The sequence below is a fragment of the Rudanella paleaurantiibacter genome, assembly GCF_009184635.1.
In the GTDB taxonomy this organism is placed as follows: Bacteria; Bacteroidota; Bacteroidia; order Cytophagales; family Spirosomataceae; genus Rudanella; species Rudanella paleaurantiibacter.
This window is the reverse complement of record NZ_WELI01000009.1, coordinates 101,320-123,605: the sequence shown is the minus strand read 5'-3', so window position 1 is coordinate 123,605 and position 22,286 is coordinate 101,320. Positions and strand designations below refer to the sequence as shown.

Genomic DNA, 22,286 nt, shown 5'->3' with positions numbered 1-22,286 from the left:
CGAAGCCGTATGAAATTCATCAAAACACTGTTGCCGGGCTTGTTTGCCGTGGTAACTTCTGGCGCTGCACTGGCCCAACCGGCTGTTATCCCCGGCGATTATCCTGACCCTTCGGTGACCAAAGTAGGCGATACTTATTGGGCTTCGGCCACTACGTCGAACTGGTTCCCGGCATATCCATTGCTCAAATCCACCGATCTGGTCAACTGGCAAACAGTCGGTAATATCTTCAATAAAGTCCCCGACTGGGCTGATTATTACTTCTGGGCACCCGAAATCACGGCCGAAAATGGGAAAGTGTATGTGTACTACACAGCCCACAAAAAGGGCGGAAACCTCTGTGTGGCCGTCGCCAGTGCCGACCGACCCGAAGGCCCGTACCGCGATCATGGCCCGCTCGTGGGGCAGTCTGATGGGTCCATTGACGGCTTTCCGATGCGCGACGAAACGGGCAAGCTGTACCTGATCTGGAAAGAAGACGGCAACAGTGTAAAGCAGCCAACGCCTATCTGGGCACAGCCTATGAATGAGGAGCGAACAGCGCTGACGGGTGAGAAAAAAGAGTTATTCCGCAATACAGACACCTGGGAGGGTAATCTGGTCGAAGGCGTGTCGATGATTCGCCACGGCGACTATTTCTACGCGATCTATGCCGGGGCCGGTTGCTGTGGTACGGGCTGTACCTATGCAACGGGCGTGGCGCGGGCCAAAAACTTACTCGGCCCCTGGGAAAAATTTAGCCAAAACCCGATTCTGACCGATGAGGGTAGCTGGCGCTGCCCCGGTCATGGTACCGTTGTGGAGAAAGACGGTCGTTTTTTCTTCCTGTACCACGCCTACGACAAGCAAACGAGCGTGTACACCGGTCGGCAGGCATTGCTGAAAGAGTTTACGTTTACAGCCGATGGCTGGATTAAGTTTCTACCGGCAACCCCGGTAGTAGCCGCTGCAAAGCCGGTGTCTCCACGCCTGAACGATTCGTTTGCGGGTAAAACGTTATCCCATCTGTGGCAATGGTCGGTATTTAAACAGCCTCATTTCGACGTTCGTAAAGGGGCGCTTACCCTGCGCGCCCAGCCGGCCAAACTGGGTAGTGCCGTAGCCCAGCGCACCCTCACGGGCGATTATACCGTGACTACTACCGTCGACCGCAAACAATCGGCCGGGCAACCGGGTCTGGCGGCCATCGGCGACGATGACAACGCACTGGGTATCTCGCTCGACGGCTCTACACTGAACGTTTGGCGGCTGGAACGGGGTAAAAAAACGGTGGTAGCTACCCAGCCAGTAGACCCCTCTCGCAAGCTTACGCTACAACTACGGGCACAACAGGGCCATCGTTTCTCCTTTGGCTACGCAACCGACGGTAAAACGTTCCAGACCGTAACCAAAGAGCCGATCAACGGAGCGTTTCTGCCCCCTTGGGACCGGGCCGTTCGGGTGGGGATTTTGGCAATGGGTTCGGCTGGTGAGCCATCTGTTTTTGAGGACTTTGTGCTCCAAAACACGCAGCCGTAGATACCCCATTACTGTTTGCCTAACACCCGATCTACGTATTTAACGTCGACAAACAAGTCTTTCTGGCCCCATTCGGCGTTGATGTAGCTTACGATTTCGGCAATTTCGAGGTTACTCAAATGGGTTTGTGGGGGCATGGGCCGGTTGTACCGTTTTCCATTGACCACAATAGGCCCTTGTTGACCGTGCCGGATGATATGAATAATACTGTCGGGCTTGCTCAGGTACTCTGAACCGGCAATGGGCGGGTAGAGGGCCTCAAGGCCCTTACCGTCTTTCTGGTGGCAGTTAGCGCAGTTCGTTTGGTAGAGCAGGATGCCCTCCGTAATGTATTTCTGGCGTTTGATTTCTTCCCCACTTTGGCAGGCAGAGCTACCAACAAAGAGGGCCGCCAGAGCGGCCCAACTCAATCGTTTCATCATTCGTTTGGTTCGGTGAGTAACTTATCAATGTCGGCCATCAGCTTATCGACACCTTCGGGTGTGGTGCCGTCGTAAATACCGCGTACCCGTTTCTGGGTATCGACCAGAATAAAGGCGCCACTATGGACTACCCCGCCGGGGGCCGTAGCGTCTTCGGCGGCACTCACCATGTAAGCGTTCTGGCCAATGTCATAAATCTGATCCTTGTCGCCCGTTACAAACAACCATTGGCGGTCCTTGACACCCAGGCTCTGCGCAAAATCGCGCAGCACGGCAACGGAGTCGCGCGTGGGGTCAATGGTGTGCGACAAAATCATGACGTTCGAATTCCCTTTGAAACGGTCATACACACGTTTCATCTGGGTTTTCATTTTGGGGCAAATGGTCGGGCAGGTTGTAAAAAAGAAATCGGCTACGTACACTTTGCCCGCCAGCGTGCCTGCCGATACGGTATCGCCGTACTGACTCACAAACCGGAAATCGGGAATGGTATGATCAACCGAATCGGTCACGGTTTTACCATCTACGGTCCGGGTCACGGCTTCTTTCTGGCCGAGCACCGGCAGCGTATCCCCCGACGAGCCGCAGGCCGCCAAAAACAAGCCGGCCATAACCAGCCCCAGGCTATTGCGCACCCAGGTACTGACGGGCTTGCTTGATGCTTTCGTTGACTTGCTTGTTGACATCCGTGATTTTTTCTTTTTGGTCGGCGAGGTAGCGGAGGGCTTCATCGCCCGAAATTTTGGTTAATGTATCACCGTTGTATTGGCTCATCCAAACGTCCATACTTTCGTTGGCCTGGCTCAGACTGCGGTTAATCCGGCTGATTTCTTCTTTGGTTTCGTCGTTGCGTACCTGCTCGCTGGGCTGCCGGTTGGTGAGGCTATCGAGGGTCGAAATTCGGCTACGGAGCTCCTTCTGCAACTTCGGAATCTCGTTCATCGTGAGAGGCATTACCTCATCATGAAGGGTAAAAACCTCCGATTCAGCGGCTTTGATGGCTTCGCTCTGATCATTCTGGCAGGCCATTGTGCCGAGCAACAGCCCGGCTATAACAAGGGGGTATTTCATAGTGAAGTGGGTAACTCAATTAGGGGATGGGCACAACGCCCAGAGGGTACTCTTATTTAGCAACTGCTGCTGCTTTGCCTTGTTTCAAAATTTCGCGGGCATTTTTTACCGTATTGGCCGATGGGTTCTTGCCGCCAATCATCTGGGCAATCTCCATGACCCGCTCGTCAAACGAAAGCTGCCGAATCCGGCTTACGGTTTTATCGGCCGAATGGTCTTTGTACACGAAATAATGGCGGGAACCCTGAGCCGCAATCTGAGGCAGGTGCGTAATGGCGATAATCTGATGACTATGGGCCATGTCTTTCATCATGTTGCCCATCCGAATGGCAATCTCGCCCGAAACGCCCGTGTCAATCTCGTCGAAAATGATGGTCGGGAGCGAGCGTTTGCTCGCCAGAATATATTTAATAGCCATCATGAGCCGCGAAAACTCACCGCCAGAGGCCACATTCTTGAGCTGTTGGGGTTTAATACCCTTGTTGGCACTAAACAAAAATGTAACCGTGTCGATACCCGTTGGCGATGGTTTGCCCGACTCGGCCTCGATTCGCAGCGAAGCATTGGGCATCCCCAAATCATGGAGTAATCCGCTGATTTCTCGTTCGATTTCAGGAAGTACCGCCCGACGAGCCTGCGACAGCACATCGGCGCTTTGCATCAGGCGACTACGCGCTTCCGAAGCTGCGTGTTCAGCGGCAGTAATTTCTTCGTCGAGGTTTTCGACTTTACTTACTTTCTGCTGCAAATCGGTCTGAATCGCCAGCAACTCCTCCACCGATGCGGCTGAGTGCTTTTTCTGGAGCTGATAAATCGTGTTGAGCCGTTCGCGAACGGTTTCTGCGCGGCTCTCGTCGGTATCAATCGAATCCTGTTCTGTGCTGATTTCGTCGGCCAGGTCGCGGAGTTCAATCAAGGCACTTTGCGCCCGCTCCTGTAGGGTCGCATACTGCCCCGAGAGCTTACCCACTGATGCCAACGTACCTACGGCCCCTTTCAGCAGCGACACCACCGATTGCTCGGGGTTGTCGAGGTACTCAAAAGCCAGCTGAAGTTTTTCGCGGATTTCCTCGGCATTTTCCAGCACGTTCAGTTCGCCCTCAAGGCTTTCCTGTTCGTCGGGTTGGAGCTGTGCTTTGGCCAGTTCGCGGTAGAGAAAATTGTTGTAATCAAACTCTTTCCGCATAGCTGAGGCATCGGCCCGGAGCTTTTCGAGGGCGTTACGCTTGGTGCGGTAATCCTGGTAATCAACGTTGTAGGTGCGTAACAGGGCTTCGTCCTGTGCGTAGGTATCTACGATTTGAAGCTGGTATTCGTTGGAGCCCAGTTGAACCGAATCGTGCTGAGAGTGGATGTCCATCAGCTGACTCGTCACCCGCCGAAGCGTTTCCAGATTGACAGGTGTATCGTTCACAAAGGCGCGGCTTTTACCACTCGGGCTTATTTCCCGCCGTACCACGCACGAAGTCGAGTAATCGAGTTCTTCCTCCTCAAAAAGCTGTTCGATAAAATAGCCCGAAACATCGAACGTGCCCTCTATTACGCATTTCTGATCCAGATGGTACAGCACACGCGTATCGGCCCGGTTGCCCAGTAACAAGCCCAGTGCCCCCAGGATAATCGACTTGCCGGCTCCCGTTTCGCCCGTAACGATGTTCAGTTCAACATCGGGCGATAGTTCGAGTTGGTCAATCAGGGCGTAATTTTTGATCAATAAGTGGGACAGCATAGTACAGGCTCCTTAATAAACTAACACGCTCGGTCGGGGGCAAGTTTCCACATTGAGGCTTTCGTCGGGGTATTTAGCTAACTGAATCTGCCCGTAAAATAGGCGGAGTTATTGCCACAAAAGCTTCCGGTACGCTTCGGTTTTGCCAGGGTCAAGCTGGGTGAGTAGGTCAAAGCCGCGTTTGCGCTCGGCCAGTGATCCCTCATACAACACATTGATAAACTCCTCAGATTTAGCATCCATGAAGGAATTCATTAACACCGAAAGAGAGACCTGGGTTTGAATACGACGCATGGTTGTCAGCAAATCTAACAGGGCCTTGCGCGACTGAATGGGGTTGGCCGTAAAGTTGTCGAGGGCCAGCCGGTGATACGTGTACAGCCCATCGCGGAACGGCCCAAACTGCGGAGCCTGTAGGTTTTCGATCAGGTAGTACCGGTTACGTTTGTCGCCCCCTACCAGCCAGCCCGCGCCGTTGGCGGTTTGGGCCAGGTTCATGATGTTGAAGGCACGCTGCATATGCGGTGTACCGCCCTGCCGACTGAACGTGTCGTAATCGAGAGCCAGAAAAATATTCGCGTAAAAGCCGAGGATCGAAGTCAGTTCGTCGGTATAGGCGTTGTCGCGGAAGAAAACCGGTGTCGTGGGCAGATACACAATGTTGAAATTCCGGTCAACGTAACTGATTACCGTCGATTCGAGGTTGGTACCGTACACCGGTCGTTTCAGAATTAGCTGGGCATTACCCTCAAAAACGCCTTGTTGTGTGGATTTGAGCAGGTTAATGTTCAAAATGCAGTTGATACGCTCCGACGGCTGAAACTGATCGTTGGTCCAGCGCCGGGTGTTGAGCAACTCTGTAATGACGCCTTTCAGCTGGTTGAAATACGAAAAATCCGTTTTCTGTTGCGAAAACAGTTGATCGTAGTTCAGATTTACCTGGCAATTCAGTTCCTGAGCCTGTACCGAGACGGTCAGAAAAATACCACTCAGAAAACAAATCAATTTGGTCACGGACCGAATCATGGATTGGCTAATTTTTCTTTGACTAAGGTAAGCAAATCTTCGGCTACTTCCTCTTTGGTTTTAAGGTCGAATACCCGCACGTTGCCCCCTCTGTCCATAACGGTTATTTTGTTCGTATCGTGTCCGAAGCCGGCGCCTGCATCGCGTAGCGAGTTCAGTACGATCCAGTCCAGGTTCTTGCGCTGAAGCTTACCCAGGGCGTTTTCCTGTTCATTTTCGGTTTCGAGCGCAAAGCCCATCATCAGTTGTCCGGGCCGTTTTCGGGCGCCCAGCGTAGCCGCAATGTCGACGGTTTTGGTGAGTTCGAGGGAAAACTCAGCTTCTTTTTTCTTTATTTTCTGGTGGGCCGGGTGGGCCGGAGTGTAATCAGCGACGGCTGCATTCAGAATCAGGAGGTCGGCCTGCTCAAATTCGGCTTCGGTAGCCCTGAACATCTCCGCAGCCGACCGTACCGGCACCCGGCGCACAGCAGGGTGGGGCAGCGGCAGGGCCGTGGGGCCGCTCACCAGCGTTACGTCGGCACCAGCCATCGCAAACGCCCGTGCAATAGCATAGCCCATTTTCCCCGTCGAATGGTTGCTGATATACCGCACCGGGTCGATAGGCTCCTGCGTGGGGCCAGCCGTAATTAAGACCCGACGCCCAACCAGAGCCCCGCGCTGATTGAAGAAATGAGTTAATTGCTCGACAATGGTTTCCGGCTCAGCCAGCCGCCCTTCGCCAACGAGCCCACTCGCCAGTTCGCCGTGTTCGGCCCGGATAATGTGGTTCCCGTACGAGGCCAACCGGTCAATATTGTGCAGGGTACTGGGGTGCCGGTACATATCGAGATCCATGGCCGGGGCAAAAAAGACCGGGCACTTAGCCGACAGATACACCGCCGAGAGAAGGTCATTACATAGGCCAAACGCGCACCGGGCGAGTGTGTGCGCCGATGCCGGAGCAATCACCAGGGCGTCGGCCCAGAGCCCTAGCTCTACATGATTGTTCCAGGTACCTTCGGCGGGGTTCCCCACAAACGACGAGAGCACCGGCCGTTTCGACAGGGTACTCAAGGTGAGCGGGGTGATAAACTCCCCGGCTGCTTCGGTCATGATAACCTGCACCTCGGCCCCGGCTTTCACCAGCAACCTGACCAGCAGGGCGGCTTTGTAGGCGGCAATACTGCCCGTTATGCCCAGTAGAATGCGTTTGGCGTGTAGCATGGTCAAAAAAAATGGATGAGTAACGACTCAAACCGCCACTCATCCATCTGCTCTATGTGCGTAAAATTTGATTACTGAGCTGCCTCTTCTTCGTTATAACGCGAATAGATTTTGCCTTCCAAAAACTCGTCGGTAGCGACTGAGGTTGGCTTGGGCATACGCTCGTAAAATTTTGAAATTTCGATCTGCTCCCGGTTTTCAAATACCTCTTCGAGGTTATCAACCGCCGAAACAAACTCCGACAGCTTGTTGCTCAGTTCTTCTTTGTTCTTAGCTGCAATCTGCCGGGCGCGTCGCGAGATAATCGAAACAGATTCGTACAGGTTGCCAGTAGGAGCCGCAATCTTATCGGTGTCGCGGGTGATCAATGAGGGATTCGTTGCCATATTCTTTTTTTTAAGTTTGTAGTTTACTGTTTTCAGCTACCACTCTCTGGTGCAGATCGTAAAGCTGGAGACTGTAAACCGCAAACTGTAAACTATTTTAATTGCTTGCAGCAGTCACTTTTGCCGGCCGGTTGGCGTCGTTCTGTTTCTGCTGCTCTTTTTCTTTTTCCAGTTTCGCCAGACGCTCAACCTCTTTTACGCTGGTTTCGTACATCTTCTCCGCCTGCTTCAGGTATTTGCTCGACGGGTATTTGTCGACCATTGCCTGATAGAACGTAACGGCATCCTGAAAACGTTCCTTCTGTTTCGTTTCCAGACTATTAACGGCGTAGTTGTACTGCGAATCGACTTTTAGGAAAGCCAGCTCTTCGTTGTATTCGGAGTCTGGAAACTCTTTCTGGAAATTGTCGATGCTCACCACGGCTGACTTTAACGAAGCGATGTTGAAGCCACTTGTTTTGTGGTACAGTTTGGCTTTTTCGTAGGCTTTTTGCTCCAGCCGCTGCCGGAGTTCCAAAATCATTTTGGTGCAGCCCTCACGAAATTCACTCTCCGGGTAGGAGTTAATAAAATCCTGAAGCGCCGACATAGCCGCTACCGTGTTCGACTGATCGAGGTTAAACTTGGGCGTGTCTTTGTACTGCGAGAGGGCGTACATGTACTGAGCCTCCTGTGCTTTCTCGCTCCGGGCAAATGTCTCGTAAAAACGCTTGAACAATTGCGCACTAACCGAATATAACTGCTGATGGTATTGTGTGTAGGCGTAATAGAATTGCGCCATTTCAGACTCATTACTGCCTTTGAGCACCGGAATCAACTCTTCAAACAACATCCCGGCCCGGTACCAATCTTCTTTCTTGTAATACTCTAAAGCCCCTTTGTACTTCTCTTCCTGCGTGCCGTTTTTCTGCAACTTCGAGAAAGGGCTGCACGAACCGAGCAGCGCCACGAACAGCACACTCCAAAACACTCTAACTATCTGACGTTGTTGCATAGGGACGCAAAGATAATAAAACCACTCCTCAGTAACGATAGAGTGGTTTGAAAAGTGTCTGCTGATGGGGCAGACAAGCCGTCAAGGCCGTTAAAAAAGCTTAACTGTAACCCAAGTTGAACGCTGATTGGCGGCCTGCCACACCAGCGTTCAAACCAGAATGTTAGCGATGCTGTACCAATAGTTTTTTAGTTGCTACCTTTTTACCATCCAGCGACAATCGATAAAAGTACATCCCGGTCGGCATTTCGCGGGTAGCTATACGTACCTTCCGGTCGCCAGCGTCGAGGGTGTACTCTGAGATAGGCGAACCCAGAAGGTCAAGAACCGTAATTTTCGCTTCGCCAACGGGCGCGGTAATCTGGTAATCTATATCGGCATAATCCGAAGCCGGGTTCGGATATACGTTCGAGACGGAAATCCGGTCGTTGGCAAACAGCCGTTCGTCGGAAGTGCGTTCCACGCGTAGGCTTTCTTCGGTCGGGGCTTTGGCTTCAGTTGAAGCAGCCGCCGTGCTTTCGGCCTGTGCTGGGCGTGTAGCTGGTTTAGTTACCGACGTTGAGGCCGGAGCAATCAGCAACGAACGATAATACGAGTTGATAACGGATGTCTTGCTCGAAGGCACCACCCGATCCAGCCCGGTTGGGTTGGGCTGGGCCAAAAACGGAAACTTCCGGGCAAATGCCGAGCCTTCCGTTCGGGGGGTAAGCTTGGGACTTGTTCCCGTTCGGCCGGTTTCAAGCCGGCTCCGGGTCCGGGCATCTGACTGAGCCCGGAGCGGAGCACCTGCCGAAAGCACGAGGCCGGTGAGACACGCCCAAAAAAGTATATGTTGCTTCATGTAAATTTCTCTTCGATACTACAGATTACGAGTTAATTAGATAATCCGTTGCAAACCTATGATGAAAAGTAGTGAATGCGAACGAATCTACCTCCTAAAAATTGTTAAACGGCAAAAATCATGCTATTTTTTGGTATTTAGAACCGGTTCTGCGGCCGAAGGTTTAACCGAAGCCGTTGTTTTTTCGGTTTTCTTAACAAGTGGTTTGTAGTTGATCACGTCGCTTTTGCCGGGCTTATCGGCTGTGCGCCAACGAAATCCCTCCAGTTCTTTCTTCGGCCCCGTAATCTCCTGCGGGGGTATGAACTGTGAATCAGGCTGCCCATAAAACCGTATCTCATTGACTTTCTGGCGTTCAAAGTCAATATTCATCCGGCTACATTCGACGCGATTCATCCCCACCAACTTGTTCTTATCGTCCACAGCAAAGTATATACTTTGTCCATTTCCTTCCACAATCACCCGGTCGAGCACGGTGTTCTGCCGAACGGTAAACGGAGCCGCAACCGTGTTGGATGGGGCATTTGTCGCTACCGCCGGACGCGCTGGAAGTTTACCTTTTGCCCCAGTTGTTGACGTTGGCATGGTGCTTGTGATGGCCCGAATCGTGTCATTTTTGGTCTGGAAGTAGGCGGTAATGGCTCGGCCCTTGATCTGATTAAAGTTCTGCAACGTATCGCGGGCGACCACGAAGGAGCGTGTTCGCAAAAACATACGGTCTATTCGGTTATTCTTCATCTTGGCCGTCACGGAGTCGGCCTCGAGCTGATACTGTTGGCTCCAGATGATAGGCTTTTTGAAGAAATAGATTGTCGAATCAGCTACATCGTACACGAGCGAGTCGCACCGGCTTTGCAAGTCCGATTTGAACACGACCACATTCCGTTGGCCAATCAGTTTACGTACCGGCTTTGTGCCCGGTTTGGGTTTGGTACGGGCCGTATCGCGCGGGGTATCGTACGAAAACAGGGTGTCGGCCCGCATAAACAGGGTGTCCTGGTTGCTTACCACGCTTTTCACAACGGCATTGCCCGTTACCCGCGATATGCCAATCCGGCCATTGTAGCGGGTGTGCTCGCCGGTAATGATCGTTTTATCTTCCTTAGCCACCATCACTACGTTGCCCCGGGCAATACCGAGATCGGTGTTGTTGTCGTAGAAAAGGGTGTCGCCGGTGAGGGTGTACTTGGGTGTTTCGACGGTGGCCCGCTGCTGAAAATTCGATACCCTCGTGACAGTATTGTATTGCCCTTGTGAAGCCAACAGCGTACCGTCTTTATTTACGATTTTGGTTGGCCCCTGAAAGTCGGCAATTTTGGTAAGGGAGTTGTACAGCAGATTGTCGGCGGTAAGAGTGTACTTGGGGTTCACCAGCCGCACGTTCTGACGGAACGTAAATTGCTTGGTACGGGTATCGTAAAAGCCTTCCTGACTGGTCAGAATATTCTCCCGGTCCACAATCCGGCCCTTGTTGGGGTAGTGCGCTACCCCCATAGCCATATCGTAGTCAAGTTGTCCGGTAGTCAGTGTCATTTTACGATCTTTCATGGTCACCCGTCCGCGCAGGTTAGCCTGCCGCACGTTGCCGTAGTAGTACATGGTGTCGGCCCGCACGCTGATGGTATCGCCTTGCAGAATACGTACGTTTCCGTAGGCTTCAATCACGTTGGTAGTTACGTTCTGAATGGCCTGATCGCAGTACATCAGCACGCCCTTATGCCGGAATCTTACGTTATTATACAGTTTTCGGATTACCTGTCCCGGATCATTTAATACCACAAGGCTGTCGGCACCGGGCGGTAACAGTTCCACTTTTTCGACCGGGCCGCTGTTGCCCCCGCTCATGGGCGGACGGCCTACCTGCGCCCAACCGGGCAGCCAGCAGGCTGTGAGTAACAGGGTGGTCAGTATAGAGATTCGCAAAAAAGCGAAAGGGTTGCAACGACTCATAAAACTAGTAATCAGGAAAGGGCCCACCGAACGATTAAATGGGGCGGTAAGTACGTCCGGTAGGCGTGTCTGCTCGTACCTTTACCGATGCAAAGCTATGTCAATAAACGCGTATCGGCCATGTATGATTCGTTTTTAGAGTTTATTAACGATCAGCACCTCCTTCAACCTACCGACCGGGTATTGCTGGCTGTGAGCGGAGGGCTCGACTCCGTTGTTATGACCGATCTGATGATTCGGGCAGGGTATGCGGTTGGTATAGCACACGTTAATTTCGGCTTGCGCGGGGCTGACTCAGATGCCGACGAAGCCTTTGTAACGCAACTGGCGGCCGGGTACAACAGGCCGTGCCACACCACTCGGTTCAATACGTTGACGGTGGCCCGCGAGCAGGGGCTCTCGGTGCAGGTGGCGGCCCGTCAACTCCGGTACGACTGGTTTGAGGCAGTGGCCCGCGGACAGGGCTATACTTGGATTGCCACGGCTCATCATCAAAACGACGTACTCGAAACCTTGTTGCTCAATCTGGTGCGCGGTACCGGACTGGCCGGTTTGCGGAGTATCCCAATCCGGCAGGGGCGCATCATTCGGCCGCTTTGGTTTGCGAGTCGGGATGAGGTTCGGCGGTATGCCCACGACCGCGGCCTGCACTGGCGCGAAGATGTCTCCAACGCGAGCGATAAGTACGCCCGCAACCGCCTGCGGCATCAGGTAGTGCCGGTGCTGGAAGCCCTGAATCCCGATTTGATTACCACGTTTGGCCGCACAATAGAGCGACTACGGGCGGCTGAGTCGGTGCTGAATGAGACGCTCGCGACATCGTGGCAAGCCTGCGCCCGCGAAGCCGATGGATTCTGGATAATGGATCTGGAACAGCTACGGTCAAAATCGGAGTGGGCGTTTCGGCTGAGCGAATGGCTCAAACCGTTTGGATTTACGTACGGGCAGGTTCAGGAGGTGGTTCGGGTGGTTGAAGCAGGTCAGAAAGGGCAGGTGTTTCGGTCGGCAACGCACGGGCTGTGGCATGACCGGGCGGGCCTGATACTGGCTCCATTATCCGTTGAGGTGCCGTTTGATTATCCGTTGCCTCCGGACGAAACCGGCCGGTTGTTGCTCCCCGATGGTCGGCAATTGAATTGGTTTTACCAAGAGGTCCCGGCCGGTTTTGTTCCGCGAAACGTGCCCGACACATCAGTGGGGTATCTCGACGCGGATCGGTTGGATCAGCCTTTGCATATTCGAACCTGGCGGCAGGGCGACCGATTCCAACCCCTGAATATGCGCGGTACCAAACTGGTGAGTGACCTGCTCAACGACCGGAAGGTGTCGTTGCCCGAGCGAGCCCGAACGGCTGTGCTTACGGCGGGCGAGAAGGTGGTTTGGGTGGTAGGTCATCGGCTGTCGCACACCGTCCGCATTACAGACTCTACCCGGCGTGTTCTGGTCGTCCGGTTGCAGAATAGCGAATCTAAACACTAATTTGTGTAACTTTAAATCGGCTGAATTTAGGCCATAAGCTCAGTGTTTTAACCAGTAAACTACCGTTTAAAGGCTGTGGGGGGTGATTTTGGGGTATTTTCGGGAGTTTATAAACTATTTGCCCTAAGTCTGGCACTGTATTTGTTTGGTGACGGGTGGCCCATACTCCTAAACGGTAATTTAAGTTAAGCCATGAACCGATCATTACTCATTGTGCTGTTGCTGGCTGGTTTTCTGACCGGAGCACATTCTCTCCGGGCGCAAAGCGTGAAACTCCGGGCTGCCAACAAGCAGCTTGAAAGCTTCAGCTACATCAACGCCGTCCGCTTGTACGAAGATTTTTTACGTACGGATAAGCAAAAGAACGCTGCCGAAACCCGTGAGGCACTGACCAACCTGGGTTTTAGCTACCGGAAATTGCAGGATACCCGTAACGCCGAACGGGTGTATGGCGAGCTGGTGAACAAGTACACCGACCTCAACAGCGAAATTTACATGTACTATGCCCAGGCTCTGGCTGCTAACGGCAAGTACCGGGAATCGCAGAAGATGTACAGCAAGTACGGCGAGCAGCAGACTCAGGATTTACGCGGCCGGCGGTTTACAGTCTCTTATATGGACGTGGGTCGTTTCTTCCAGGACTCATCGTCGTACAAAACCTACAGCTTACCCATCAACACCCGGCAGGCTGATTTTAGCCCCATGTACTATAAGGGCGGTATCGTGTTTGTATCGGCCCGCGATGAGGGTGGTCCGCTGAAACGAGTGTTTACCTGGAATCAGACCCCATTTCTCGACCTGTATTACCATGCCGATACTACCGAGATTCGGGCTCCGAATGTCGATATGCTCCGGCAGCCTAACACGGCTGTGCTGGGTGGCGGCTCGCCATCGGCTACCAAAGCGCCCGAAATTGCGGCTCCGGTAGAGCAAAAGCTGTCTAAAACCCAGGAGTTTAGCCGGACGCTGAATACGAAATATCATGAAGGCCCGATGACATTTACGCGGGACCAGAAAATGATTGTATTCACCCGAAACAACGGCAGCAAAGGCAAAACTGGCAAAAGCAACGACGGTGTTCGGAAGCTGAAGTTGTATTCAGCCATCAACGAGAAGGGAAATAAATGGTCGAACGTGCGGGAGTTGCCTTTCAACAACAAGGAATATTCAGTTGGTCACCCGGCTTTCTCGCCCGATAATAGCAAGATGTACTTTGTGTCGGATATGCCCGGTGGCTTTGGCGGAACCGACCTATACGTGGTCGAATACCGCAACGGCGAGTGGGGTACGCCCGTTAACATGGGTAAAGACATCAATACCGAAGGTAACGAGATGTTCCCCTACGCCGACGAGAACGGTAACCTCTACTTTTCGTCGGACGGACACGAAGGTCTGGGTGGGCTCGATGTTTTCTTTGCTGAACTGAAAGACGGTGTTGCGTACAAAGGGGTTGAAAACGTAGGCTCGCCCATCAACTCGGAGAAAGATGACTTTGGTATCATTACCGATAAGTACCGGACTTCGGGCTATTTTAGCAGCAACCGGAAAAAAGGCATCAGCGACGATGATATTTATAGTTTCCGCCGGAACTGCCGCGAGCTGAAAATTCTGGTGTTCGACGCGAAGACCAACGCGCCCATCGATCAGGCCGACGTGCGAATTGTGCGTAACGGAACCAACCTCGACCTGTTGCTGACTGATCCGAAAGGTGAAACCAAACTCTGCCTGGACGCCAATACCGAGTACGAGTTTAAAGCGGTGAAAGAAGGCTACGCACTGAACACGGTTCGGTTCTCGACCCTGACTCAGTCGCCCAAGCCGGTGATGAGCGTAACCATTTACCTCGACAAGAGCGAGAACAGCATTGTGCGGGGCGTGGTGAAACGGGAGGTCGATCAGGTGCCGGAGCAGGGCGTGAAAGTGACCCTCCGCAACGAGCGCGACAAGTCGGAGCGGACCATTGAAACCGGCCCCGATGGGGGTTACGAGTTCGATATGAAGCCCGGTGCGCCTTACACCATCACTGCCTCGAAAAACAAGTATGCCACCAAGAAAGTACAACTGCCCAAGACGAAGACACCCAAAGTGGTTACCGATTCGCTGGGGTTGTACGGCGAGGGCGACGTATTCCAGCTCAAGAATATTTACTACGATCTGAACAAGTTCTTTATCCGGCCCGATGCCGCCCGCGAACTCGAACACGTGGTTAAGATTCTGAAGGAGTACCCAGCCATGAAAATTGAACTCCGCTCGCATACCGATGCGCGGGCCAGCGATGCCTATAACCTGAAACTGTCGGAAAACCGGGCCCGTGCCGCCATGGACTACATTGTGTCGCGTGGAATCAAACCCAACCGACTCGTTGCCCGTGGTTATGGCGAAAGCGAAATTCTGAACGGTTGTATCGACGGTACCGATTGTACTGACGCGGACCACCAACAGAACCGACGCACCGAGTTTAAGATTCTGGCGGTGAAGTAGGACGAGAAACAACGTAAACGGAACAGGGAGGAAGTAGCCGACGTGCAGCGTTCATGCTTGCGTCAGCTACTTCCTCCCTGTTCCGTTTTTGCGGTCTATCTGTGTTAGATCACCGTTCCGCCGTCGGCGTAGAAAAGGCTACCCGTTGTGTACGATGAAGCTGCTGAGGCCAGAAAGAGAGACATTGGGCTGATCTCGTCCGTGGTACCCATCCGGGCAATGGGAAGCCGTTTGGTGAAATGGTTCAAGATTTTTTCGTCTTGCCAGAGCGCCTGACTAAACTTGGTTTTGATCAGGCCGGGGCAGATTGCGTTGACCCGAATCCCGTCGGGGCCCCATTCTTTGGCCAGCACTTTGGTGAGCATGTTGAGGCTTGCTTTGCTAACGCTGTAGATTCCCAAACCGGGGTCGGGCGTGTGGCCGGCAATACTACTCATCATGATAATACTGCCTCCTCCGCGTGCTTTCATGCTGGGGTAGCAGAGCTTACTCAGCTCAAACGGCGCTTTTACGTTGGCCTGCATGATTTTATCGAAGGCAAGGCCATCGCAATCGAGCGATGGGCCAAACACTGGGTTCGAAGCTGCGTTGTTAACCAGAATATCGATGCCGCCGTAGGTGGCTATGGCTTGTTCAACGAGGTTTTTTAGCTGATCCATGTCGCCAACGTGCGCGGCCACACCGGTAGCCTCACCTCCCTGCGCGACAATATCGGCCGCGAGGGCGTCGCAGGCTTCCTGTTTGCGGCTACTGACAATTACTTTAGCCCCAAACCGGGCAAAAACACGGGCAATGTCTTCGCCAATGCCTTTACTGGCTCCGGTGATAATGGCTACTTTGCCGCTCAGGTCAAATAATGCTTTTTCGGCGGCTTGCGTGGTCTCCGAATTCATGATGCTGGTTTATGTTTGTTTGCCCGAAAGATAAGCCCAAAAGACAAACAGAACATACCCAGCCAGCACCAGCCTCTTCACCGCATTGCTGTTACGGGTCGGTCCTGGGGGAAACGGTCGGCCCGCACAAAGATTGCCTGCCCCTCAACTATAGCCTGTAGCCGGTATTGGTTGCGCAGATACTGTTTTAGGCAAGGGTAGCGCGCCATTCGAAACCGGGTAGAGTCGGACAGGACAAAGCTGGCGGGCCCCGTGGCATCCACGATCCATACGGGCTGGTTTCGCTTCAGGTCCCGCATGTATTTAGCCAGATACGCCGACTGTAACGAATGGTCGACCGCCGAGCGAAAGGAGTGGTTTTCGCTGACGCCCTGTTCGAGCTGGGCCTCCACGTAATATGTTGTATTCCAGCCCCAAACGGCCAGTTGGTCGCCTTCCTGCGCGTGTTCACGTAGGTAAGTACCCACAGCCGAGGGTGGTGCCGTACGATTGTGCAGGGTGGTAGCCAGATAAGGATTATACAGAAATGGAGCTACTCCGTACGTCCACATTGGTAGTAGCGTGGCCAGCTGCCCAATCCCATAAAGCCCCATGATGTAGTTTGCCTGATTGCGCGAAAGGGTAACTGCAAAGGCCGTACTTACCAGCCAGGTTACCGGCAAAACAATAAAAAGCAGATGGTGATGAAATTCGGTACCCGGTGCAATAGCTACGTAGAACGAACCTAAAAGCCAGGCAATCAGGGCGAAGGTGTGTGCCCTAGCGCCCTTGTTCAACCAGCGACGCCAGGCAATTATTAACACTACGGCGCTCGAAAGCCCCAGACAGAACAGGTACCGAACCGTTGGCTCGACCCACAGAAAGTGAGGGAGTTTACTCAGTTTGGTCAGCATGGACCGGTGCATGGGCAGCCCCAGATGCTGTTGCAGCTCGTGGTAGTTGCTCAGGTTAGCCCGGATGTAAAACGTCCAGAAATTATCCCAGACTCCAAACATGAGACAGTAGCCAACTACCAGAAAACTGGGCAGAAGTCCGCCAACGACAAACACTGAGGCAGCCCGGCGGTTGGCGTTGGGTAGCGGTTTTCCAGACCACAAAAGGGACACAACCAGGCCAAGTGCCAGTAAGCCAACCACCGGAACCGCCTGTAGTTTAGCAAACGGGGTGAGTCCGGCGAGCAATCCGGTCCATAGCCAGGATGAAGCCGACAGGGGGGATGAATTGTTGAGTAAGCGCATCCACTGCCACCACAAGACCGCAATGAGCGGCAATGCTACCAGTTCACTGCTGTAATGCACAAGATCGAAGTGCGTGGCGAAGGCGAAAAAAGCTGTGCTAATGAGCAATCCTACATAGGCCACGCCCGCCCGGAACCGCACCGACAGCGCTTTGTAAAACAAATACAGGCTGATCAGGATCAGGACCAAACCGGTAATTCGGGCCTGCATGTAGCCTGTCTCGAACCCGAATAAAGACGGCCAGGTCAGTACAAAACTGGCTAATGGGCCGGTGGTTGTACCATCGACAGACTGCCAGAAGCGTGGATTTTTGGCCAGCGTCAACCCCTGCGCGAGTAGCTGACTCTCGTCGGTGTTGAGCTGGGCTGAGTACGTGATGCTGGGTATCCGCCCAAACAGTAAAAGCAAACCGGGGATCACAAGCGCCCAGCGCGGAACAGGTAGTGGCGACTTGAGTTGCCTGGCCGCTATACCTGATCCAGCCAGAAATAGCCCGACAAATACCGTAGTAAAGGTCGCCAGAATAATGGAAACTAACATGCAAATTCAGTGGTGCAAACTGGCCACAAATGAGTTTGTTAGATGATTTTAAGTATAATAATTATAGCAATTAAGTACATTTTATTTGTTTATATAACTGCTTTGAAGAGCGTGTTTGGTAATTTAATCTCTCTTTTGGGTACAATTGCCCAATTGCGCGTTTCAGCGCGTTTATGAACTCTGTTTTGAAAAGTTGAGTGTATAAATTTTAATCTATAGGGTTGGGTGGGAGATAGAGAAGTGGGTGAATAAAGGGGCTAAAAACGACCGTTGATGGAATGGTTTTTGCGTAACAACCTAAAAATTGCGTTTTACAAATTATTTTTTGTGCATTCAATCCATTTGGTCGTTTATGTATTCGGGGAGTTACTCATCCGTTTCTCCTTTCCTGCCTGTTCCTTTTTGTCTATTTTCGCCCCTCATTCCCTACAGCCTACCGTATGAGCCCTCGAGATCCTGATCTTCCTCCCTTTGTCAACAGCTGGCGCCAGTTATACACTATTGTATTGAGTGCTCTGGTTGCCGAAATTATTATTTGTTACGCCCTAATGACCTGGCTTTCATGAGTACACTTGACTGGGGCGTTTTGGGGCTTACCCTTACGGTTATTATTGTTTACGGCATTTACCGGAGCCGGGGTAACCGGAATATGGACGATTACCTACTGGCCGGAAACTCACTCCCGTGGTATCACGTCTGTTTGTCAGTGATGGCGACACAGGCTAGTGCCGTCACGTTTTTGTCGGCACCGGGTCAGGGCTTTTCCGACGGAATGCGCTTCGTGCAGTTTTATTTTGGTTTGCCACTGGCTATGGTGGTGCTCTCGATCACCTTCGTCCCGATTTTCCACCGGCTCAAGGTCTACACCGCCTACGAGTTTCTGGAAGGCCGTTTTGATCGGCGAGTGCGTAGTTTCACGGCCATCCTGTTTCTCATTTCGCGGGGCCTTTCAACAGGGATCTCGATCTACGCACCGGCCATTATCCTGTCCACTATTCTGGGGTGGAATATATACCTCACCAACCTGATTATGGGCGGCATTGTGCTGGTGTACACTGTTACGGGTGGTACTAAGGCCATCTCGCACACACACCTGCAACAAATGCTTATTGTAACGGGGGCTATGGCTGTAGCCGGGTATATCACGGTGCATATGTTGCCCGACGGCGTGGGCTTCACCGATGCCCTACAGGTAGCGGGAAAGGCGGGTCGTATGAACCTGGTTGATCTGGAGTTTAATCCCGAAAGCCGGTATAATATCTGGTCGGGGCTGATTGGCGGGTTCTTTCTGCAACTCTCTTATTTTGGTACCGATCAGTCGCAGGTGGGGCGCTACCTCACGGGGCAGTCGGTTGGGCAAAGCCGGTTGGGTTTGCTCATGAATGGTATGCTCAAAGTACCCATGCAGTTTCTGATTCTGCTCGTGGGTGTGTTGGTATTTGTGTTTTATCAATACCGCGAGTCACCTGTTTTCTTCAATACTCAGGAGACCGACAAACTACGCAACAGCCCGCATGCACAGGCATACAACCTGCTCGAAATTAAGCATCAGTTGTTGACCACGGCCCGGCAAAAAGAGGTGTTAAACCTGCAGGAGGCCCTACAGGCAGACAGTGAAGCGGGCGTCGAATCGGCCCGTAAAGCTCTGCTTGATGCCGATGCGGCCATTAAAACCAATCGGGATGATGTAGTTAAGCTGATTAAAAAGAACAATCCTACGGCCGACACCAACGATACGAACTATGTGTTTCTCCGGTTTGTGCTCGATTACCTGCCGCACGGGCTCATTGGTTTACTTATCGCCGTCATTTTCAGTGCGTCAATGGGGTCTATTGCGGCTGCGTACAACTCACTGGCTTCGACCACGGTCGTCGATATTTACAAGCGAAGTTTGCGTCCGGGTGCCAGCGATGCGCATTACGTAGCTGCGTCGCGCTGGGCCACAGTAGGGTGGGGGGTATTCTGTATTGTGGTTGCTCAGTTTGCCAACCGAATGGGCAATATGATTGAGGCTGTCAATATTCTGGGCTCCCTGTTTTACGGGGTCATCCTGGGGATTTTTGTTGTCGCCTTTTATTTCAAGAATATTGGCGGCCGGGCCACGTTTCTGGCCGCAGTCCTTGGCGAAATACTGGTTGTGGTGTGCTGGCAGTTGAATCTGATGGCCTTCCTATGGCTCAATGTGGTGGGTTGCGTGCTGGTGGTGGGTATCGCCTGGCTCATCGAGCAGTTTAAAAAAGAAGCCCCTGAGGCCTAGGTTAGCTTCCTGTTGATACAGATAAACGAAAAAAGGATAGCCCAGTTACGGGCTATCCTTTTTTCGTACGGACAAGCTTTTTTAGCTTTTCTTCTTCTTGCCTTTAGCAGCTGGCAAAGCTACGGGCAGTTTCGAGGTGTACTCGGTTACGCCTTTAGCAATGGCATCTTTGAAGAATGGGAACGCGGCATCGCCTGAAGTCTCACCCAGGTTCAGGGCTTTTTGTGCCAGTGGCACCGCTTCGGCAAACTTGCCCATCTTGGCCAGAATCTGGGCCTTCAGCCATACATTGCGGAAGGTCTCTTTCATACCAATCGACTTATCGGCCCACGACAGAGCCTGCTCCAGATTACGACCTTTTGAGAGATTGTAGCCCGCAGCGGCCTGCAATACGGCCGGATCTTCGGGTTTGTCGGCAACGGCTTTGTCTACGTTGGCCGAAGCATTAGCGGTTACGTCAACGCCCAGCTTGGCAGTTGCTTTCGCGTTACCAAACACAATGTTCATGTTGGCCGTGCTGTCGGTTACGTCGCTGAAGTTGATGGTAAACGTTTCCGTTTTTTCAGCAGCCGGAGCTGCGGCAATCTGCACACGCAGGGCGTCTTCTTCCTGCTTGTAGTTTTGCTCCGTTACCGATCCGTTTTTGCTGAAAATAAGTGTCCACTCATTCTGGCTCGGAATAGAAAGCAACGCATACGTGCCGGCTGGTAATTTCTGGCCACCCACCATCAGGTCGGTTGTGGTGTTAAAGCTGGTTGCCGCGTTGGCACCGGTACGCCATACTTTACCGTAGGGAACAAAGGCGCTCGTAAACGGCTCCCGTCCTTTGAGGCTGGGGCGCGAATACTTTACCGTAACATCGGTAGTACCAATAGTTTGCATCACCGAAGCACCGGGGCTCGGCTGAGGTAGACGAATTTGAGCGGTGGCCAGTTGGGCCACCAGACAAAGCGTGGTTGCTGAAAGAAGTAATTTACGCATGATGTTAAACACGTTTTGGATAAGCCAATTACGGCGCGAAATTGCATTTTTTTTCTATAACTGTGACAATGCACCGTCAACCATTGCTTACCCAGCTCCAGCGGTACCAGCCTACCGACCCCCATGAACGGACCATGTGGCTCGATACCATTGCTTTCGTCGAGAAGTACCCCGACTGTTTTGAGCGATCACTTTCAGTGGGGCACGTTACGGGTTCGGCCTGGATTGTAGCCCCTAACCCGACTCAGCCCGGCCAGTTGCAGGTGGTCTTGATTCATCACCGGAAACTCGATCGTTGGTTTCAACCGGGCGGACATGCCGACGGTAACCCCGATATTTTGGCCGTGGCCCGGCAGGAGGCTCACGAAGAAACCGGCCTAACCCAGCTTACGACTCTCGGTTCGGCCAACCAGATACCGGAAATATTCGACGTTGATGTGCATTTGATACCCGCCCGTGGTGCAGAACCAGCTCATTTTCACTATGATATTCGGTATTTGTTCAAGGCAAATCCGTTGGAACCCTTCGTGCACTCGGGCGAAACAAAAGCTATATGTTGGGTAGATTTACAAGATATCATTCGTTATACGACCGAAGAGTCAATAGAGAGAATGGTTAAAAAGACGAGGAATTTGACCTATTTATCAGAAAAAATTTAAAAAATACCTACTAACTAAAAGAATAGTTATGTTTTTGATGGTTATAATTGTGTAGCAGCTCGAAAGAGTATGTTCAATCAAACCATAGAAACATGAATAGTCAAACGAAAGGGGCAACCCTCCGGACCTTCGTTTGGCGTGCGGTGGGATCGTTTTTCCTCGGCGCAGTTCTTCTCTCTACAGCTTTTGCTCAGCAGGAGAACAAACTGCAAAATGATCCGACGTACTCCACTCGAAACTATAAACACCCGAACAAAGCGGCCGCAGCTAAGGCGTGGGAGTCGGAAATTACCCTGGGTCGTCAGGAACGGCGTCAGGTGCGAATGGGCGACTACAAGCGGTCGGCTAATACTGAGCAGGGCGCAACCCGGCTTACCTTTACCCCCCGCCGGAACCGGAACACCAATCCGGAGATTGTAGCGGGCTACAATTACAAGAATCCGCGCCCTCAGGTAGCTACCAAAGAGTCGCGGAAACCGGCTAAGCCAATCGCGATTGTGCCAGCCGAAGAGGTGCCAACCGGTAATTAAACCGGGTGAGCATAACCCGTTTAGGACGTAAACGCCTGAACTGTTCATAGATTTGCCAAAGGGACAGCGTATCATTGCGCTGTCCC

Annotated in this window: 19 protein-coding genes; 6 read left to right on the top strand and 13 right to left on the bottom strand. The window is 52.5% G+C overall.

Annotated elements, in window-relative coordinates; translation table 11 throughout:
* Nucleotides 1-9: 9 nt before the first annotated feature.
* Nucleotides 10-1,518 carry a glycoside hydrolase family 43 protein gene (locus F5984_RS19530; RefSeq protein WP_152125903.1) on the top strand — a complete coding sequence of 503 codons (1,509 nt, stop codon included), beginning with the start codon at nt 10-12 and terminating at the stop codon, nt 1,516-1,518.
* An 8-nt stretch (nt 1,519-1,526) separates the two neighbouring features.
* Here F5984_RS19530 and F5984_RS19525 read toward each other — a convergent pair whose 3' ends face one another.
* From F5984_RS19525 to F5984_RS19480, 10 genes are all read right to left on the bottom strand, one after another.
* Nucleotides 1,527-1,940 carry a c-type cytochrome gene (locus F5984_RS19525; RefSeq protein WP_152125902.1) on the bottom strand — a complete coding sequence of 138 codons (414 nt, stop codon included), beginning with the start codon at nt 1,938-1,940 and terminating at the stop codon, nt 1,527-1,529.
* On the bottom strand, nt 1,937-2,551 hold the full coding sequence (locus tag F5984_RS19520; RefSeq protein WP_185155595.1) for an SCO family protein: 615 nt from the start codon (nt 2,549-2,551) through the stop codon (nt 1,937-1,939). The genes F5984_RS19525 and F5984_RS19520 overlap by 4 nt, the downstream gene beginning before the upstream one ends.
* 13 nt (nt 2,552-2,564) lie before the next feature.
* A complete protein-coding gene (locus F5984_RS19515) occupies nt 2,565-3,011 on the bottom strand; it encodes a viral A-type inclusion protein (RefSeq protein WP_152125901.1) in 447 nt (148 codons plus the stop codon).
* A gap of 52 nt (nt 3,012-3,063) precedes the next feature.
* Nucleotides 3,064-4,740 (bottom strand): DNA repair protein RecN, encoded by a 1,677-nt coding sequence (recN, locus tag F5984_RS19510; protein ID WP_152125900.1) that lies wholly within the window; start codon nt 4,738-4,740, stop codon nt 3,064-3,066.
* A 108-nt stretch (nt 4,741-4,848) separates the two neighbouring features.
* Complete coding sequence (gene porD, locus F5984_RS19505; RefSeq protein WP_152125899.1) at nt 4,849-5,766, bottom strand: type IX secretion system protein PorD; 918 nt, start codon at nt 5,764-5,766, stop codon at nt 4,849-4,851.
* Nucleotides 5,763-6,971, bottom strand: coding sequence for a bifunctional phosphopantothenoylcysteine decarboxylase/phosphopantothenate--cysteine ligase CoaBC (gene coaBC / locus F5984_RS19500; protein WP_152125898.1), 1,209 nt, complete (start codon nt 6,969-6,971; stop codon nt 5,763-5,765). The genes porD and coaBC overlap by 4 nt, the downstream gene beginning before the upstream one ends.
* A 71-nt stretch (nt 6,972-7,042) precedes the next feature.
* Nucleotides 7,043-7,357: a DNA-directed RNA polymerase subunit omega gene (locus F5984_RS19495; RefSeq protein WP_152125897.1), complete on the bottom strand. Its 315-nt coding sequence runs from the start codon at nt 7,355-7,357 to the stop codon at nt 7,043-7,045.
* Between the two features lie 97 nt (nt 7,358-7,454).
* Nucleotides 7,455-8,351, bottom strand: a complete 897-nt coding sequence (locus F5984_RS19490; protein ID WP_152125896.1) for an outer membrane protein assembly factor BamD — start codon at nt 8,349-8,351, stop codon at nt 7,455-7,457.
* Between the two features lie 163 nt (nt 8,352-8,514).
* Nucleotides 8,515-9,192, bottom strand: coding sequence for a T9SS type A sorting domain-containing protein (locus F5984_RS19485; RefSeq protein ID WP_152125895.1), 678 nt, complete (start codon nt 9,190-9,192; stop codon nt 8,515-8,517).
* Nucleotides 9,193-9,315: 123 nt separating this feature from the next.
* Nucleotides 9,316-11,115: an OstA-like protein gene (locus F5984_RS19480; RefSeq protein WP_152125894.1), complete on the bottom strand. Its 1,800-nt coding sequence runs from the start codon at nt 11,113-11,115 to the stop codon at nt 9,316-9,318.
* Between the two features lie 114 nt (nt 11,116-11,229).
* On the opposite strand from F5984_RS19480, the gene tilS reads away from it, so the two are divergent.
* Nucleotides 11,230-12,621: a tRNA lysidine(34) synthetase TilS gene (tilS, locus tag F5984_RS19475; RefSeq protein WP_246169163.1), complete on the top strand. Its 1,392-nt coding sequence runs from the start codon at nt 11,230-11,232 to the stop codon at nt 12,619-12,621.
* 192 nt (nt 12,622-12,813) lie between these two features.
* Nucleotides 12,814-15,102: an OmpA family protein gene (locus F5984_RS19470; RefSeq protein WP_152125893.1), complete on the top strand. Its 2,289-nt coding sequence runs from the start codon at nt 12,814-12,816 to the stop codon at nt 15,100-15,102.
* Between the two features lie 104 nt (nt 15,103-15,206).
* Here the strand turns inward: F5984_RS19470 and F5984_RS19465 are convergent, their stop codons facing one another.
* Both F5984_RS19465 and F5984_RS19460 read right to left on the bottom strand, forming a co-directional pair.
* Complete coding sequence (locus F5984_RS19465; RefSeq protein WP_152125892.1) at nt 15,207-15,995, bottom strand: glucose 1-dehydrogenase; 789 nt, start codon at nt 15,993-15,995, stop codon at nt 15,207-15,209.
* A 77-nt stretch (nt 15,996-16,072) separates the two neighbouring features.
* On the bottom strand, nt 16,073-17,773 hold the full coding sequence (locus F5984_RS19460) for a hypothetical protein (protein WP_152125891.1): 1,701 nt from the start codon (nt 17,771-17,773) through the stop codon (nt 16,073-16,075).
* A 562-nt stretch (nt 17,774-18,335) separates the two neighbouring features.
* Here F5984_RS19460 and F5984_RS19455 point away from each other — a divergent pair.
* Nucleotides 18,336-20,030 carry a sodium:solute symporter gene (locus tag F5984_RS19455; RefSeq protein WP_152125890.1) on the top strand — a complete coding sequence of 565 codons (1,695 nt, stop codon included), beginning with the start codon at nt 18,336-18,338 and terminating at the stop codon, nt 20,028-20,030.
* Nucleotides 20,031-20,111: 81 nt separating this feature from the next.
* On the opposite strand, the gene F5984_RS19450 is transcribed toward F5984_RS19455, so the two are convergent.
* Nucleotides 20,112-21,011 carry a DUF2911 domain-containing protein gene (locus tag F5984_RS19450; protein ID WP_152125889.1) on the bottom strand — a complete coding sequence of 300 codons (900 nt, stop codon included), beginning with the start codon at nt 21,009-21,011 and terminating at the stop codon, nt 20,112-20,114.
* Between the two features lie 68 nt (nt 21,012-21,079).
* On the opposite strand from F5984_RS19450, the gene F5984_RS19445 reads away from it, so the two are divergent.
* Complete coding sequence (locus F5984_RS19445) at nt 21,080-21,670, top strand: NUDIX hydrolase (protein ID WP_185155577.1); 591 nt, start codon at nt 21,080-21,082, stop codon at nt 21,668-21,670.
* Nucleotides 21,671-21,762: 92 nt separating this feature from the next.
* Nucleotides 21,763-22,200, top strand: a complete 438-nt coding sequence (locus F5984_RS19440; protein ID WP_152125888.1) for a hypothetical protein — start codon at nt 21,763-21,765, stop codon at nt 22,198-22,200.
* Nucleotides 22,201-22,286: the final 86 nt, after the last annotated feature.

Excerpts from the sequence above, each read along its gene's own strand:
- F5984_RS19530 (WP_152125903.1), top strand. The coding sequence starts at position 10 with ATGAAATTCATCAAAACACTGTTGCCGGGCTTGTTTGCCGTGGTAACT.
- F5984_RS19525 (WP_152125902.1), bottom strand. The coding sequence starts at position 1,940 with ATGATGAAACGATTGAGTTGGGCCGCTCTGGCGGCCCTCTTTGTTGGT.
- F5984_RS19520 (WP_185155595.1), bottom strand. The coding sequence starts at position 2,551 with ATGGCCGGCTTGTTTTTGGCGGCCTGCGGCTCGTCGGGGGATACGCTG.
- F5984_RS19515 (WP_152125901.1), bottom strand. The coding sequence starts at position 3,011 with ATGAAATACCCCCTTGTTATAGCCGGGCTGTTGCTCGGCACAATGGCC.
- recN (WP_152125900.1), bottom strand. The coding sequence starts at position 4,740 with ATGCTGTCCCACTTATTGATCAAAAATTACGCCCTGATTGACCAACTC.
- porD (WP_152125899.1), bottom strand. The coding sequence starts at position 5,766 with ATGATTCGGTCCGTGACCAAATTGATTTGTTTTCTGAGTGGTATTTTT.
- coaBC (WP_152125898.1), bottom strand. The coding sequence starts at position 6,971 with ATGCTACACGCCAAACGCATTCTACTGGGCATAACGGGCAGTATTGCC.
- F5984_RS19495 (WP_152125897.1), bottom strand. The coding sequence starts at position 7,357 with ATGGCAACGAATCCCTCATTGATCACCCGCGACACCGATAAGATTGCG.
- F5984_RS19490 (WP_152125896.1), bottom strand. The coding sequence starts at position 8,351 with ATGCAACAACGTCAGATAGTTAGAGTGTTTTGGAGTGTGCTGTTCGTG.
- F5984_RS19485 (WP_152125895.1), bottom strand. The coding sequence starts at position 9,192 with ATGAAGCAACATATACTTTTTTGGGCGTGTCTCACCGGCCTCGTGCTT.
- tilS (WP_246169163.1), top strand. The coding sequence starts at position 11,230 with ATGCAAAGCTATGTCAATAAACGCGTATCGGCCATGTATGATTCGTTT.
- F5984_RS19470 (WP_152125893.1), top strand. The coding sequence starts at position 12,814 with ATGAACCGATCATTACTCATTGTGCTGTTGCTGGCTGGTTTTCTGACC.
- F5984_RS19465 (WP_152125892.1), bottom strand. The coding sequence starts at position 15,995 with ATGAATTCGGAGACCACGCAAGCCGCCGAAAAAGCATTATTTGACCTG.
- F5984_RS19460 (WP_152125891.1), bottom strand. The coding sequence starts at position 17,773 with ATGTTAGTTTCCATTATTCTGGCGACCTTTACTACGGTATTTGTCGGG.
- F5984_RS19455 (WP_152125890.1), top strand. The coding sequence starts at position 18,336 with ATGAGTACACTTGACTGGGGCGTTTTGGGGCTTACCCTTACGGTTATT.
- F5984_RS19450 (WP_152125889.1), bottom strand. The coding sequence starts at position 21,011 with ATGCGTAAATTACTTCTTTCAGCAACCACGCTTTGTCTGGTGGCCCAA.
- F5984_RS19445 (WP_185155577.1), top strand. The coding sequence starts at position 21,080 with ATGCACCGTCAACCATTGCTTACCCAGCTCCAGCGGTACCAGCCTACC.
- F5984_RS19440 (WP_152125888.1), top strand. The coding sequence starts at position 21,763 with ATGAATAGTCAAACGAAAGGGGCAACCCTCCGGACCTTCGTTTGGCGT.